Genomic DNA, 14,363 nt, shown 5'->3' with positions numbered 1-14,363 from the left:
CGATGGACGTGAAAGAGCGGATCGTCGCGGAGCTGACCGCGGCCCGCGACCGCAGCTTCGGGCTGACGGTCGAGGCGCTGGAGGCGCCGGAGCTGACCGCGCAGGTCTCGCCGCTGATGTCCCCGCTGGTCTGGGACCTGGCGCACATCGGCAACTACGAGGAACAGTGGCTGCTGCGCGCCGCCGCCGGGGCCGCGGCCGTACGGCCCGACATCGACGACATCTACGACGCGTTCGAGCATCCCCGCGCCGAGCGGCCCTCCCTGCCGCTGCTCAGCCCCGCCGAGAGCCGCGCGTACGTCACGACGGTCCGCGACCGCGTGCTCGACTCCCTGGAGAAGGTGCCGCTCGTCGGCGCCCTGGCCGGGGACGGCTTCGTCTACCACATGGTGATCCAGCACGAGCACCAGCACGACGAGACCATGCTGGCCACCCACCAGCTCCGCAGGGGCGCGCCCGCGCTGCTCGACCCGCCGGAATCCGGCCCCGTCGCGGGCGAGACGCTGCCGGCGGAGGTGCTGGTGCCCGGCGGGTCCTTCCTCATGGGCACCTCCGACGACCCGTGGGCCTACGACAACGAACGGCCCGGCCACCTGGTCGACGTGCCGTCCTTCCACCTCGACACGACCCCGGTCGGCAACGCCGCGTACGCTGCGTTCGTCGAGGCCGGCGGGTACCGCGACCCGCGCTGGTGGCACCCGAAGGGCTGGGAGTGGCGGTCCCGAACGGGCAAGGAGGCCCCCGCCTTCTGGTACCGCGAGGGCGGCCAGTGGATGCGGCGCCGGCTGGGCCGCGTCGAGCCGGTGCCGATGGACGAGCCGGTCCAGCACGTCTGCTGGTACGAGGCGGACGCGTACGCGCGGTGGGCCGGTCGGCGGCTGCCGACCGAGGCGGAGTGGGAGAAGGCCGCGAGCTGGGACCCCGCGGCGGGCCGCAAGCGGCGGCTGCCCTGGGGCGACTCGGGCGATTCCGACGCGCACGCCAACGTCGGGCAGCGCCGGCACCGCCCCTCGCCGCTGGGCTCGTACGCGGACGGCGCGTCGGCCTACGGCGTGCGCCAGCTCATCGGGGACGTCTGGGAGTGGACCTCGACCGACTTCCACGGCTACCCGGGCTTCCGGTCCTTCCCGTACAAGGAGTACTCCGAGGTGTTCTTCGGCGGGGAGTACAAGGTGCTGAAGGGCGGTTCCTGGGCGACGCACCCCCTGGCGGCCCGGCCGACCTTCCGCAACTGGGACTTCCCGATCCGGCGGCAGATCTTCGCCGGCTTCCGCTGCGCGAGGGACGCCTGATGTGCCGGCACCTGGGTTACCTGGGCGACTCGCGGACCCTGCACCAGCTGTTGTTCGCGCCGGAGTACGGGCTGGCGACCCAGGCGTACGCGCCCCGCATGAACCGCAACAACATCCTGAACGCCGACGGGTTCGGCGCCGGCTGGTACGACGCCGCCCGTGACGCCCCGGTCCGCTACCGGCGCGCCCAGCCGATGTGGACCGACCTGTCCTTCGCCGACGTCGCCGACGTCGTACGGACGAACTGCGCGGTGGCCGCCGTGCGGTCGGCGACGGTCGGGTTCCCGGTGGACGAGTCGTGCGCCCAGCCGTTCACGGACGGGCTGCGGCTGTTCAGCCACAACGGCGCGGTCGAGGGGTTCGCCGGGGTGGAGGCCAAGCTGCGCGAGCTGGCCGGGGACCTGTCGCCGGTGCCGGACGCGCGGGCCCCGGTCGACTCGGCGCTGCTGTTCGCGATGGCGGCGGGCGCCTGGCGGAACGGCGCCTCGCTGGCCGAGGGCCTGGCGCACGTGGTGCGGAGCGTCACCCCGCTCACGGCCGGCCGCTTCAACCTGCTGGCCGCCGACGGCACCCGGTTGGCGGCCACGACCTGGGGGGACACGCTGTTCGTCCGCAACGGGCGAACCGTCGTGATCGCCTCTGAACCCTACGACGACGAACCGGGATGGGAGGAGGTGCCCGACCGATCACTCGTGACCGCCGGTCCAGGAGGGGTCGGAATCAGCCCGCTCTGACCGCTTCTGACCGATGACTCGATGAGGAGATCCTCAGTGCCGATCATGAAGAGCTATCTCACGCCCGACGACCTTGGAAAGTCGCTCCGGCAGGACGTCGCCGACGGCCTGACCGCGTTCCCGAAGACGCTGCCGCCCAAGTGGTTCTATGACGAGCGGGGGAGCGAGCTGTTCGAGGAGATCACCAGGCTGGAGGAGTACTACCCGACCCGGCGCGAACGCGCGATCCTCACCGAGCGCGCGGCCGACGTCGCCGCGCTCACCGGCGCCCGTACGCTGCTCGAACTCGGGGCCGGATCGGGGGAGAAGACCCGGCTGCTGCTCGACGCGCTCGGCGGCACGCTCACGACGTACGTGCCGGTCGACGTCAGCGGCGACTTCCTCGCCGACGCCGCCGGCCGGATCGCGTCGGAGTACCCGTCGCTGTCGGTACAGCCGATCGTCGCCGACTACGAGCGGCACCTCCACCAGATGCCCGGTGGGCCGAAACGGCTGGTCGCCTTCCTCGGCGGCACGATCGGCAACATGACACCGGCCGAACGCGTGTCGTTCCTCGCCGGGCTGCGCGCCACGATGGGCGAGGACGACGCGCTGCTGCTCGGCGCCGACCTGGTCAAGGCGCCGCACCGGCTCGTACGGGCCTACGACGACGCGCGCGGGGTGACCGCGGACTTCAACCGCAACGTGCTGCGGGTGATCAACCGTGAACTCGACGCCGACTTCGTCGAGTCGCGCTTCGAGCACGTCGCGATCTGGGACGGCGCGGAGGAGCGGATCGAGATGCGGCTGCGCTCGACCCGCGCCCAGACCGTACGGGTCGGCGCGCTCGACCTGGTCGTGGAGTTCGCGGCGGGGGAGGAGATGCGTACGGAGATCTCCGCGAAGTTCCGCCGCGAGAGCCTGGAGGAGTCGGCGACGGAGGCCGGCCTGCGCATTGACCGATGGTGGACCGACGAGGACGGTGATTTCGTCCTCAGTCTTGTCCGGCCCGCTCTATAGGGTTGGAGTGTGACGCAGCAGCGGAAGCGCGCGACCATCCGTGAGGTGGCCAAGGCGACCGGGCTTTCGCCGGCCGCCGTGTCCTACGCGCTGCGTGGCATACAGACATCAGAGGAGACGCAGGAGCGGGTCCGCCGTGCCGCCGAGGCGCTCGGCTACGAGGCCCACCCGATCGCGCGGGCGCTCGCCAGCGGGCGCAGCGGCATGGTGGGCCTGCTCTGCGGCTCCCTGGAAGACCTGTGGCAGCAGTCGCTGGCCGTGGGCATCGGCCGGGCGCTGTTCGCCCGCGACCGCTACGCCATCATCCTCGACGCCGCGGGCGACCCCGAGCGCGAGCTGATGCTCGCGCGGCAGCTGCGCGACCAGCGGGTCGACGGGCTGATCGTCCAGCCCCTCGACCCGTCGGCGTCGCTGTGGGCCGAGCTGGGCGAGAGCCTGCCGATCGTGTCGATCGGCGACTCGCTGCACGGCGCGCACGCCTACGGCGAGGTCGTCTTCGACAACCGTGCCGGTGTCACCGCGGCCCTGGAGCACCTGCACGACCTCGGCCACCGGCACATCGCGGTGCTCACCCCGACGATGGCCCGCACCCCCGACCGCCCGGCCGACGTGCACGTCAACGCCGAGGCCGAGCGGCTCGGCGTCAAGGTCGACGTGGTCCCCTCACCGCAGGCACTGGGCGCGGCGACGGACGTCGCCCTCGGTGTCCTGGGCGGCACCCCCCGGCCGAGCGCGGTGTTCTGCTTCTCCGACTCGATCGGCTACGGCGTCTACGCGGCGACCCGCGAGCTGGGGCTCGCGGTGCCGGAAGACGTCTCGGTGGCCGGCTTCGACAACCACCCGATGTCGGCGCTGCTCACCCCGCCGCTGACCAGCGTCGACTGGGACATCGAGGGCATCGTCCACTCGGCCGTCCGCGTGATGATCGGCGCAATCGACGGCAAGCCCCGCCGCCGCCGCATCGTCTGCGAGCCGAGCCTGCTGCAACGCGAGTCGACCGGGCCCGTCCGCTCGCCGGACGACTCCTAGTGCCGTGTCAGTCAACGTTTGCCTCGTTGGGGAGGTGGGGTTGGCTGGTCCTCGCTGTGGTGGGCGAGCGACTCCCCACTTCTGGTGGGGCGGGCCACGGCCGGCCATGGGGCCCCGCGGCGGTGCCGTGATGGGGGGACCGTCTGGGGTCACGCCGGGACCGTCCGGCACCGGGGAGGTGCCGTCCGGCTCGACGGTGCGTGATCACCACCGGGAACGTGTTGGTGGTGATGGTGCCGCCCGGGCCACTCCGGGCGATGTTGGCGGCGCCGACCAGGTCGCGGTGCCCATTGAACCCGGAACGAGTGCAGGTGAAGTTCCGGTTCTTGGGTTGGGGAACCCGCCGGCGACAGGTGGGGCAGGTCGAGGAGGTGCCCCGTTCGTCCACCAGCACCAGGCCGATCCCGGTCTGTTCGGCCTTGTCCCTCAGACACTTCAGCAGGTGCCCGATCCGCCAGGCATGGACCCGCTGGTTATGCCTTCGCCCCGCCGTGAGGGCCAGGACGCCGCGCGGATCCCCGACCACGAGTGTGCCGATCCGGCGTGCGGTCGCCCACGTGATGACCTGACGGGCGGCCTCGTGCTGGGCCTGGCGGACCCGCCGCCGGTGGCGGGCCTCGAGTTTGCGTTGCCGGGCCCGGTACTTCCGCCACCGCCGCGAACCGACCTGACCCGGCTTCGGTGCCCGCCGCGAGCGCACACCCACGACCGGTCGGAAGCCGCAACCGCCGCTCTTCCAGCGTGAACGTGCCGTGGTAGTAACGCACCGGCATCAACCGGCGTTTCCGCCGCGGGTACCGCGCCGCCGTCTCGCCGTCTTTTCGGTGTTTGGCGGTGGCGAACCAGGCGTCGCTGTAGCGCCGCAGCACCGACCGTGCTCCGACCGTGTTCAACTCCCCGAACGTGCCGGACCCGCCGCCGACAACTCCCGGCACAACGCCTGATAGCCCACGATCGCCGGCAGCCCGCGCTGCCGCCGCCACCGGTTCAAATCAAGCACACACGCCCACACATCACCGGCCGAGACCAGCAACTCGAAACAACGGCGCCGCTGCGGGGGAGTCAACCGCAGGCCAACCCGGGCGGTCCGCAACACCACCCGACACCTTCATCACGTCGAGGCACCAGGCGATTACAGCAAGTACCTACGACAGAATTCGGCCCCAGCCCGCACCACCTGGTCGACGCCTGCCCGAGGCCGAACACACGGCGGCCAAGACCACCTGACAAGCCTCCCGCGCTTCCCCCAACCGGTTCCAGACAGCACACACCACAACAGGGCAAACATTGCCTGCCACAGCACCAGCGTTCTCGTCTCGCCGTTCGCCGCGAACCATGACATCTGTCGTGGGTTCCGTGGCCCGTGCGACGCGACGCTCGGTACATGACCGAGAAGCGAGACACCCGCAACGTCGTCCGTGCACTGATCTGGGAGATCGGCGCCCCCGTCATCGTCTACTACGCGCTGCACCTGTTCGGCGCCTCGGCTCTGCTCTCCCTCGCCGCGGCCACCGCCGTCTCACTCGGGCGGATCCTGTACGTCGCCGCCCGCGACCGGCGGCTCGACGGGTTCGCCGCGCTGATGGGCGCCATGTTCGGCATCGGGCTGGTGCTCACGCTGATCACCGGCGACCCCCGTGTCACGCTGGCCAAGGACTCCGTCACGACCGGCGTCGCCGGAGTGGCCTTCCTCGGCAGCTGTGTCATCGGACGGCCGCTGATGTTCGCGGCGGCCAGGCGGATGCTGCCCGAGGCCCGGCAGGCCGAGGCCGACGAGCGCTGGCGGAACGACCCGGGATACCGGAGCCGGCTCATCGCGCTGTCCCTCATCTGGGGCGGCATCCTGCTCACCGAGGCCCTCGTGCGCATCGTGCTCGTCTACACCCTGCCGGTGGACGTCATGGTCGGCCTGTCCCACGGGCTACAGCTCGCCGCGATCGGCCTGGCCGTGCTCTGCAGCATGGTGTACATGCGCCAGACGCGGCGCCAGGCGGCTCCCGCGCGGGCGATGCGATGAGCACGGACACCGACGTCCTGGTCGTCGGAGCCGGGCCGACCGGGCTCACCCTGGCCTGCGACCTGGTACGACGCGGCATCATCTGCCGGATCATCGACCGGTCGCCCGGGCCGCAGGAAGGATCACGCGGGTTCGGCGTCAAGCCGCGTACGCTGGCCGTCTTCGACGCGCTCGACATCGCCGACACCGTCATCCAGGCGGCACGGGCCGACACCCACCTGCGTGTCTACCTCGGCACCGACCCGATCTACACCGGCCGCAGCGAGCCCGCGGCGCCGACCGCGGACACGCCGTACCCCGGTCCGGTCTCGCTGCCCCAGTCGCGCACCGAGGCCATCCTGCGCGCCCGGCTCGCCGAGTTGGGCGAGTCGGTGCGCTTCGGCTCGTGCCTCACCGGCCTGGACCAGGACGCGGACGGCGTCACCGCGACCATCGCCACGGATGGCGAGGAGGAGACACTGCGCGCCGCATACCTGGTCGGCTGCGACGGCGGCGGCAGCACGGTGCGGAAACTGCTCGGCATCGGCTTCCCCGGCCGTACCGAGGAGGACATGCGGGCGCTGCTGGCCGACGTCGAGGTGCACGGGCTGGAACCGCGCGATGCCGTGCACCTGTGGCTGGGGGCGCGGCGGATGATGGCGGTACGGCCCTGGCCCGGCGCCGCGACGAGCCAGGTCGTCACGTCGATCGCGCCCGGGCGGACCGTGGAACCGTCCGTGGGGGAGCTGACTCGCCTGGTCGCCGAGCACAGCGGCCGCGACGACATCCGGTTCGGCACGCCGACCTGGCTGTCGGTGTGGCGGTACAACCTGCGGCTCGCCGACCGGTACCGCTCCGGGCGGGCTTTCCTGGCCGGCGACGCCGCACACGTGCACAGCCCGTTCGGGGCGTACGGCATGAACACCGGCGTCCAGGACGCGTACAACCTCGGCTGGAAGCTCGCCCTGGCCGTGCGGGGCCGGGCCGCGCCCGGCCTGCTGGACACCTACGAGGCCGAACGCCGGCCCGCCGGGCAGGCCGCCCTGGACGCCAGCGACCGCGGTCTCTCCTCGGCGGTCACCCCGCCCCGCGTCCTCCGCCCGGTCGTGCGCCATCTGATCGGCCCTCTCCTGTCACGCATGCGCGCCGGCGGTCGCGACGACCATCCGACGTACCACGACGGGCCGCTCGGCGTGCAGGCGAGCCGCCGCACCCGGGTCAGGGCCGGCGATCCGGCCCCCGACGGCGTCCTCACGACGCCTCGGGGCGACCGGATCCACCTGTACGACCTCTACCGCGCCCCCGGCTTCACCTCGCTCTCCTTCGACCGGGAACGACAGGTCTACGTCACGACGCCGCCTGACTACACTCGCGGCACCGGCCACGACGATCCCGATGGCACGGTCCGCGACGCCTTCGGCGTCCGGCCCGGCACCACCGTCGTGATTCGCCCGGACGGGTACATCGGCCTGATCGCTCCCACCTCCGGCCCCGAACTCCCCGCGTACCTGCCCCGGGTCCTCCGATGACGCACGACGACGCGAGCGTGGACGGAGGGTGGGGGCTACGTAAACTCATCGCCATGCAGGACGGGCCGGAGCCGACCGCGTGGCCGGCGTACGCGGATCCGCCCGGGTCACCGCGGCCGATCCGGCGGATGTTCGGGCCGGTGCTGGCGCTGGTGGGGCTGGGGACGACGGTGGTCCGAGCGCGGTACGGACACACCCCGCACCGGCCCCTGATGCTGGTCGACGGCGTGCTGATCGCCGGCGGGTTCCTGGCGGCGGTGTACGCCGGGCGGCGCACCGGCCCGCCCGCTCGGATCGCCATGCTCGCCGGCCTGTACCTGGCCGGGTCCGCGTTCGCGGTGCTCGTCGGGGACCCACGCGGGCTCGGGGGGCTGGCGTACCCGATCATCGCCTCGGTCGTGCTGCTACCGCCGCTGTGGACCCGCGTCATCGGCACCCTGGCCGCGGTCATCGAGGTGGCGCTGAGCTGGTGGCTTCGCGGCGCGCCGAGCTGGGACGTCGCGCTGCTGCTCATGTTCGTCGCGTACGTGCTGACCGGCATCAACCAGCTCAGCCGTACGGTCGCCGAACTGCGCGCCGCCCGCGACGAGATCGCCACGCTGAGCGTGGCCGCCGAGCGCGCCCGCGTGGCCCGCGACCTGCACGACGTGCTCGGGCACAGCCTCACCACGATCACCGTCAAGACCGCCCTGGCACGGCGCGTGCTGGAGAGCGGCGCGGAGCATGCGCGGGCCGTCGCCGAGATCCGCGACGCCGAGCGGCTGTCCCGGGACACGCTGGAGGAGATCCGCGCGACCGTGTCCGGTTACCGCCGGGCGTCGCTGACCGCCGAGCTGGCCGGTGCCCGGTCCGCTCTGCGCGGCGCCGGCATCGGTGCGCGCCTGCCGCTGTCCGCCGACGATGTACGCGCGGACCTGCGTGAACCCTTCGCCCACGTGCTCCGCGAAGGCGTCACCAACGTGATCCGTCACAGCGGCGCCGGCGCCTGCGAGGTCCGCATCACTCCCACCTCCATCGAGATCCGCGACGACGGCACGGCCGCCGCCCCGCCCCGGCCCGGCACCGGCCTCGCCGGCCTCACCGAACGCCTGGCCACCGTCGGAGCCCGCCTCGATGCCGGGCCGCTCACCGGCGGCGGCTTCCGCCTCGCGGCCACGGCGACGCAAGAGGCCGAGACGTGATCCGCGTGCTGCTGGCCGACGACCAGGCGCTGGTCCGGGGCGCGATGGCCGCGATGCTCGGCCTGGAGCGCGACCTGGAGGTGGTCGCCGAGGTGGGGACCGGCGATGAGGTGCTGGCCGCCGCCCGGCGGACCCGGCCGGACGTGGCCCTGCTCGACGTGCAGATGCCCGGGGCCGACGGCCTCACCGTGGCCGTCGAGCTGCGGGACGCACTGCCGGCCTGCCGCGTCGTCATGTGCACGACGTTCGGCCGCCCCGGCTACTACACCCGCGCGATGGCCGCCGGCGCCGCCGGTTTCGTGGTCAAGGACGCACCGCCCGAGCACCTGGCCGACGCGATCCGCCGGGTCCACTCCGGCCTGCGCGTCGTCGACCCGGTCCTGGCCGCCCAGTCCCGCGCCAGCGGCCCCGACCCCCTGACCGAACGCGAACGCGAAGTCCTCCAGGCCGCCTCCGAGGGCGCCACGGTCGCGGACATCGCCGCCGCCCTCCACCTGTCCGGCGGCACCGTCCGCAACCACCTCTCCTCCGCCATCAGCAAGACCAACGCCACCACCCGAGCCGAAGCCGTCCACATCGCCGAACGCAACGGCTGGCTCTGACCCGCGCGGTCCCATCGGAAGCCGGTCCGGTGGCGGGGCAACGCGGTCCCTGCGTTTCGGGCTCATGCGTCCTCAATCGTCACCGGGCCGTGGTCGGCACCGTCCAAGGGCTGCTTCAGCTGGTCGCGGGCGAGACGCAGCTGCCCGCGCTTCGCCCGCTCCAGCTTGGCGACGGTGGCGGTCTTGCGGCGCCGTGTGCTCACGGCGGCTGGGCGACCATGCCGGGATCCGCGGGGTCAGCGTTGGATCTGCAGCACGACGGGTGGGGTGGTGGGCTTCGGGTTGCCGTTCCGGTCCAGGTTGGTCAGGGTGACCGCGCCGGTGATCTGGCGGCCCAGCTGGAACTGGCGGAGGCTGACGCGGATGTCCTCGCGCTTGGGCGGTGCTCCGGCGCTGTCGGAGTCGGCCTGGCGGATCGCCGACCCGGCCGTCATCATGGCGTCGTGGGCCGCGATGCCCCAGCCGTCGTTCAGATCCGAGGCGGAGAAGACGGTCTTGGGCGAGTCGCCCGGCGTTCGACGGGTGAACTCGGTGGCGAACGCCGACCACGGTCGCGGGTTGGTCCTCTTCAGGACGTTCGGGTCGGCCAGTGGCACGTAGAGGACGGTGAAGCGGCTCGCGTCCGGGTGGCCCGACCGGTCGGCGGGCTCGGCCTTGCCGTCGGAGAAGACCGCCGCGTCCGAGCCGGTCACGATGGTCAGTGGCCGGACCTTGCAGCTCTGGCCCTGTTGCGTCTGGTACGCCCGAAGGTCGCTGATGAACTGGTTCAGCGCGTTCGCCCGGCCCGCGAACATGACCATGTCGGCGCGGTTCGGCCCGCAGAAGTCCCGCACCGCGCCGGGAATGTCCTTCTGGATGTCACCGGCGCCGATGAACGGGTCGTCGGCGTGCCCGCCGCGAGCCCAGTACTCGCCCAGGTACTTCTCGAAGTCCTTGCGGAGCGAGGTGTTGTACATGTCGCTGCCGTTGAGGTCGGTCAGCATCACCGCGGTGCGCAGATCCTTGCGGTACTTCGCGAGGTGGTCGGCGATGGTGTGGATCTGCTGGTCGTTCGGGATGGCCACGCGCGCCAGGTAGTCGAGCGGCCGGCCGACCACCGCGCCGGTCGCATCGAGGCCGTCGGCCGTGATGATGTCGCCGATGACCGGAACGTGCTTCTTGGACAGCTCCAGTGCGGCCTGTGCGGTCTCCTTCTGGCTGAGGACCAGGCCGATCACCGCCTCCAGCGGGGCGTCGTCGTCGGTCATCGCGACGAGTTGGTCGACGGCCGCCTTCCAGTGGCGTTCGCCGTGTCCCTCGTTGGCGAGCGTGAGCTTGATCCGTCGCTGGCCGGTGCCGAGCGGACCGTGGTTGAGCCGGTGCTGGGCGATGTACGCGCCCTCGATCTCATGAACGATACGTCCGCCGGTCAGGCCGTCCGGGTCGATGTCGGTCAGCGGGCCGAGGAACGCGACCGTGACCGGCCTGCCGCCCTGCGAGTCGACCCAGTCGTTCTCCGCCTTGATCGCGTTCCTGACCTTCTCCAGGACGTCCTGGCCCACGGGGGCGAAGGCTTTTTCGTACGAGACGCCGACGCACTCCCCGTCGAGGCGTAGCACTCCGGCCGAGCACCTGACGGGACGCGTGAAGTGGTACCAGATCGTCACCGCGACGATGACCGCCGCGGCGAGGACGGCGACGACGCGGCGGGCGTTCCGCCGCCTGCGGAGTCGTCTTCCCCGGTCCGTCTGCCAGGGGTCGAAGCTGATGTCGGTCATCGTTCCGTGTCCTTTGACGCCGGCCATTCCCGCGCCAGCTCCTCGTGTCGTTCCGTCTCGGGCTCGAAGACGTCGCGTCCGGAGGGCGCGGCCCCGCGGAGTGCCATGTAGGCCCCGGCGATCTCTTTGTGCAGTTTCCTGCGGTCGAGGCCGGTCAGGGGGTCACCGGCGAGTTGCAGGCCGGAGACGAGGTAGGCCACCCGTGCGGGGCGGGAGTCCCACGGCCCGGCCCACGACGTGTCCACCTTCTTGTGGGGAGACCGCGCGGGCGGGTTCCGTACGGGCGCGGCGGTGATGGCCTCCAGCGCCGCCAGCCAGGGACCGGCGTCGAGGTTCTCCGGTCGCTGGGCGGGATCGCCGAGCCGGTCGACGAGCCACCCGACGACCGACTCGACCTCGCCGAGGGCCAGCGCGTGGTAGTGCCGGGCGAACTCGTCGTGGCCCGCCCGCTCGCGCAGCCAGGTGAACACCCGCGGCCAGCCGTCCGCGCTGTCGTCGTCGCGATCGGCCAGCTCGCGCAGCAGGAGGTGTCGCAGCACCGGCTGCAGGACGGCGGCATCACCGGACGTGTGCAGCAAGGACCACCGATCGTGGATCACCGCCAGGTCACCCGGTTCGACCAGGCCCTCCAGCCGGTTCATCTCTCCCACGTCCCGCGCCGCCGCGCAGGTGGTCAGAACCTTGACGTGCGCCGTCGAGAACCCGTCGAGCAGGCGATCACGCAGCTGTGCGGTCAAAGCGTCGTCCAGGACCTCGGAGAGCGGCTGCTCGGGCCGATCACGGAGCTTGTCGACCAGGACGTCCGTGGCCCACGGATGCCCACCGGCGAACTGGTACAGGACCCGCCGGACGTGTGCGGGCGGGCTCATCCCGACGATCGGCAGCGCTCCCTTTCCCTGCACCATCTGCCCGACCTGGGACTCGGTGAGGTTGCGAAGCCAGATCGCCAGCCGGGGACGACCGAGATACGGCTCGATCGGCCCGACCGGAGGGAGCCTTTCGTCGTCGGCCTGGAACGGCGATTCGCCCGCGCTCGGCAGCACGGTGGCCACCACGGTCATCGGGTCGGGACCCGCCTCCTCCTTCCCGCGCTCCTTGGCGAGCTGCCGCAGGAACTCCTTGCCCGCCTCGGCGTCGGCGTTGTCCAGGAGGATCACGCAGTTCAGTACGCGGCGCCCGGCCCGCCTGCGTACGTGGAAGGCGTCGCGCAGGTCGGCCAGGAACGCTCCCAGCAGGATCTCGTCGAGCGCCGCGCGGTCCGGAACCCTCGCGTGGGCGGACTGGCTCATGCTCACGAGCCGGTCGACCGGGTCGGTGTTCTTGACGCCGTGCCACGCGACGCCCCGGCCGAGCAGCACCTTGCGCGCCGACGGTATGAGCAGCAGTAGATCGATCAGCAACCCGAGCCCGAGCCGGAGAATCGTCTTCAGGCCCGGGAACCTCGTCGTCGAGGCCAGGCCGGGCACGGCTTCGGTCAGGATCCCGCGGATCCGGGTGATGCCCCGCGCCTTCGCCAGCGCCGCCGTCATTTCACGGTGGGCCGTGCCGGGGATGTCGCTCACCGGAGTGCGTATGGCGATCAAGGCGGCCGCGAAGCGCGGAAAGGGCAGCCGGCCGTACATTCCGCATTTCTCGTTCAGGCCCAGGGCGAGCCTGACGAGCATCGTCTGCCTGGTCAGCGTCTTGTCCGCGGCACAGTCAAGGAGTGCGTGCGGAATATTGCCCCGCAGCCTGGACGCGAGCGTCGTGAGCAGCGTGGTCTTGCCGATGTGGTGCGGCCCGGTGAAGTACAGCACCGGGAGGCTGCGGCTCTCGGGAAAGCGACCTTCGCCCGGGCGGTCGAGGAACGCACGCACCAGGCGTATGGCGGAGTCCTGCCCGTAGCTCATGGCCGCCTCCCGCAATCCGTAAACCCGACATAGACCAAACCGTGGTATGGCCGCGTATGTTAGGCACGATGGGTCGGGAGGGGTCCCGTAGTCGAGTAATGGCCCGATTACCGGCTTTATTTATATTCTGCGCCAGAAGCACCGGAAATGGACCTTCCGGTGTCGAGCGGCATCAGGCCGTGTACTGATAGGCCGGGTAGGTCAGGTAGCCCGCGTCGCCGCCCTGGTAGTACGTGGCCTCGTCGACGGGGGCGATCGGGAGCCCGGTGCGCAGCCGCTCGACCAGGTCGGGGTTGGCGAGGAAGCCGCGGCCGAAGCTGATGAGGTCGGCGCCCAGCGCGAGCCAGTGGTCGGCCTCGGTCCGCCCGGTCTGCTTGGGGCCCATGGGGAGCACCGGGTTCATGATGAGGGTGCCCGGCCACGCGCGGCGCAGGCCCACCAGCACCTCTTCGCCGGTGGTGGCCTCGAGATGGACGTAGGCGAGGTCGAGGCGGGCGAGCTCGGTCAGCAGCGCGCCGTACAGCTCGGGGACTTCGGTCTCCTCCACGCCCCAGAAGGTCCCGCCCGGAGAGAGCCGGATGCCGGTCCGGGCCCCGCCGACGGCCGCGACGGTCGGTGCGGGCCGGAGGCCACCCGGAGTGAACACCTCGCCGACGGCCGGGACGCGGTGTCGCCAGCCCGCCGGCGGCCGCCCGTACCCGCGTCATCGGCGCCATCACCACCCGGTCGGGCAGCGCCAGGTCACCGAGCCGATAGCCGTCGAAAAGGGTCGTCATGTCATCCTCCAGACGTCCGTGGATCTCCCGTACGGCGGCTACGCTAAAAGCTCACATCAATGTCAGAGGCAAACACTGTGCCGCAGGTCACAGCGGGAGGGGCGACGTGCGCATCGGCGAACTCGCGTCACGGACCGGAGTCAGCGTCCGGTCCCTGCGCTACTACGAAGAGCAGGGCCTGATCACCAGCACCCGCAGCGCCAGCGGACAGCGGCACTACACCGACGAGGAGATCGAGCGGGTCAGGTTCGTCCAGCGCCTGTACGCCGCGGGCCTGTCCAGCCGCACCATCGCCGAACTGCTGCCCTGCGTCGACTCGCCCAGCGAGGAGAACTCCGACGCCGCCCTGGAGCGGATGGCGCAGGAGCGCGACCGGCTCTCCGCCCACATCGCCGACCTCATCCGCACGCGCGACGCCCTCGACGAACTGACGGCCATCGCCCGAGCGCACCGAGAGACGCTACGGGTACCCCTGGCCGGCTGACCGGACCTCCTCGACGCGGGGTCGGAGACGGGCTGGGCCGCGGCCCGGAGAAGGTGTCCGCACGCCGCAGCAGATCGTTCGCGCCGGCCGGCGTC

General features: G+C 71.7%; 14 protein-coding genes. 9 read left to right on the top strand and 5 right to left on the bottom strand.

What is annotated here, in order from left to right; genetic code table 11:
• Positions 1 to 2: 2 nt before the first annotated feature.
• Genes egtB through ABEA10_RS23300 form a run of 4 tightly spaced genes read left to right on the top strand, consistent with a single transcriptional unit; the run spans position 3 to position 4,054 of the window.
• On the top strand, positions 3 to 1,292 hold the full coding sequence (egtB, locus tag ABEA10_RS23315) for an ergothioneine biosynthesis protein EgtB (RefSeq protein ID WP_345467235.1): 1,290 nt from the start codon (positions 3 to 5) through the stop codon (positions 1,290 to 1,292).
• A complete protein-coding gene (egtC, locus tag ABEA10_RS23310; RefSeq protein WP_345467232.1) occupies positions 1,292 to 2,026 on the top strand; it encodes an ergothioneine biosynthesis protein EgtC in 735 nt (244 codons plus the stop codon). Before egtB ends, egtC begins: the two co-directional genes overlap by 1 nt.
• A gap of 45 nt (positions 2,027 to 2,071) precedes the next feature.
• A complete protein-coding gene (gene egtD, locus ABEA10_RS23305) occupies positions 2,072 to 3,025 on the top strand; it encodes an L-histidine N(alpha)-methyltransferase (RefSeq protein WP_345467410.1) in 954 nt (317 codons plus the stop codon).
• Between the two features lie 9 nt (positions 3,026 to 3,034).
• Entirely contained in the window at positions 3,035 to 4,054 is a 1,020-nt protein-coding gene (locus tag ABEA10_RS23300; RefSeq protein WP_345467230.1) for a LacI family DNA-binding transcriptional regulator, read from the top strand.
• Positions 4,055 to 4,061: 7 nt separating this feature from the next.
• On the opposite strand, the gene ABEA10_RS51240 is transcribed toward ABEA10_RS23300, so the two are convergent.
• Positions 4,062 to 4,754: a zinc ribbon domain-containing protein gene (locus ABEA10_RS51240; protein WP_425550948.1), complete on the bottom strand. Its 693-nt coding sequence runs from the start codon at positions 4,752 to 4,754 to the stop codon at positions 4,062 to 4,064.
• A 684-nt stretch (positions 4,755 to 5,438) separates the two neighbouring features.
• Here ABEA10_RS51240 and ABEA10_RS23295 point away from each other — a divergent pair.
• The 4 genes from ABEA10_RS23295 to ABEA10_RS23280 are packed head-to-tail and all read left to right on the top strand — an operon-like array spanning position 5,439 to position 9,362.
• Complete coding sequence (locus ABEA10_RS23295) at positions 5,439 to 6,071, top strand: VC0807 family protein (protein WP_345467228.1); 633 nt, start codon at positions 5,439 to 5,441, stop codon at positions 6,069 to 6,071.
• Complete coding sequence (locus ABEA10_RS23290; protein WP_345467225.1) at positions 6,068 to 7,579, top strand: FAD-dependent monooxygenase; 1,512 nt, start codon at positions 6,068 to 6,070, stop codon at positions 7,577 to 7,579. Before ABEA10_RS23295 ends, ABEA10_RS23290 begins: the two co-directional genes overlap by 4 nt.
• A gap of 53 nt (positions 7,580 to 7,632) precedes the next feature.
• On the top strand, positions 7,633 to 8,760 hold the full coding sequence (locus ABEA10_RS23285; protein WP_345467223.1) for a sensor histidine kinase: 1,128 nt from the start codon (positions 7,633 to 7,635) through the stop codon (positions 8,758 to 8,760).
• Entirely contained in the window at positions 8,757 to 9,362 is a 606-nt protein-coding gene (locus ABEA10_RS23280) for a response regulator transcription factor (protein WP_345467221.1), read from the top strand. Before ABEA10_RS23285 ends, ABEA10_RS23280 begins: the two co-directional genes overlap by 4 nt.
• A gap of 62 nt (positions 9,363 to 9,424) precedes the next feature.
• Here the strand turns inward: ABEA10_RS23280 and ABEA10_RS23275 are convergent, their stop codons facing one another.
• The 4 genes from ABEA10_RS23275 to ABEA10_RS23260 form a co-directional block, all read right to left on the bottom strand.
• On the bottom strand, positions 9,425 to 9,565 hold the full coding sequence (locus ABEA10_RS23275) for a hypothetical protein (RefSeq protein ID WP_345467219.1): 141 nt from the start codon (positions 9,563 to 9,565) through the stop codon (positions 9,425 to 9,427).
• A 33-nt stretch (positions 9,566 to 9,598) separates the two neighbouring features.
• Positions 9,599 to 11,119 (bottom strand): ABC transporter substrate-binding protein, encoded by a 1,521-nt coding sequence (locus ABEA10_RS23270; protein ID WP_345467216.1) that lies wholly within the window; start codon positions 11,117 to 11,119, stop codon positions 9,599 to 9,601.
• The gene (locus ABEA10_RS23265) at positions 11,116 to 13,008 is read right to left on the bottom strand and encodes a P-loop NTPase family protein (RefSeq protein WP_345467214.1); all 1,893 of its coding nucleotides are present in this window, start codon (positions 13,006 to 13,008) and stop codon (positions 11,116 to 11,118) included. The genes ABEA10_RS23270 and ABEA10_RS23265 overlap by 4 nt, the downstream gene beginning before the upstream one ends.
• Before the next feature lie 172 nt (positions 13,009 to 13,180).
• On the bottom strand, positions 13,181 to 13,654 hold the full coding sequence (locus ABEA10_RS23260) for an oxidoreductase (protein ID WP_345467212.1): 474 nt from the start codon (positions 13,652 to 13,654) through the stop codon (positions 13,181 to 13,183).
• A gap of 236 nt (positions 13,655 to 13,890) precedes the next feature.
• Here ABEA10_RS23260 and ABEA10_RS23255 point away from each other — a divergent pair, with 236 nt between their 5' ends.
• Positions 13,891 to 14,268, top strand: coding sequence for a MerR family transcriptional regulator (locus tag ABEA10_RS23255; RefSeq protein ID WP_345467210.1), 378 nt, complete (start codon positions 13,891 to 13,893; stop codon positions 14,266 to 14,268).
• Positions 14,269 to 14,363 lie beyond the last annotated feature (95 nt).

It is taken from the genome of Actinoallomurus oryzae, assembly GCF_039541955.1.
Lineage (GTDB): Bacteria > Actinomycetota > Actinomycetes > Streptosporangiales > Streptosporangiaceae > Actinoallomurus > Actinoallomurus oryzae.
The sequence above is the reverse complement of the archived record's forward strand: the minus strand, read 5'-3'. Positions and strand labels throughout refer to the sequence as shown.

What these genes read in the sequence shown, in the direction of transcription:
- egtB (WP_345467235.1), top strand. Translation starts at nt 3, where the DNA reads ATGGACGTGAAAGAGCGGATCGTCGCGGAGCTGACCGCGGCCCGCGAC.
- egtC (WP_345467232.1), top strand. Translation starts at nt 1,292, where the DNA reads ATGTGCCGGCACCTGGGTTACCTGGGCGACTCGCGGACCCTGCACCAG.
- egtD (WP_345467410.1), top strand. Translation starts at nt 2,072, where the DNA reads ATGAAGAGCTATCTCACGCCCGACGACCTTGGAAAGTCGCTCCGGCAG.
- ABEA10_RS23295 (WP_345467228.1), top strand. Translation starts at nt 5,439, where the DNA reads ATGACCGAGAAGCGAGACACCCGCAACGTCGTCCGTGCACTGATCTGG.
- ABEA10_RS23290 (WP_345467225.1), top strand. Translation starts at nt 6,068, where the DNA reads ATGAGCACGGACACCGACGTCCTGGTCGTCGGAGCCGGGCCGACCGGG.
- ABEA10_RS23285 (WP_345467223.1), top strand. Translation starts at nt 7,633, where the DNA reads ATGCAGGACGGGCCGGAGCCGACCGCGTGGCCGGCGTACGCGGATCCG.
- ABEA10_RS23270 (WP_345467216.1), bottom strand. Translation starts at nt 11,119, where the DNA reads ATGACCGACATCAGCTTCGACCCCTGGCAGACGGACCGGGGAAGACGA.
- ABEA10_RS23265 (WP_345467214.1), bottom strand. Translation starts at nt 13,008, where the DNA reads ATGAGCTACGGGCAGGACTCCGCCATACGCCTGGTGCGTGCGTTCCTC.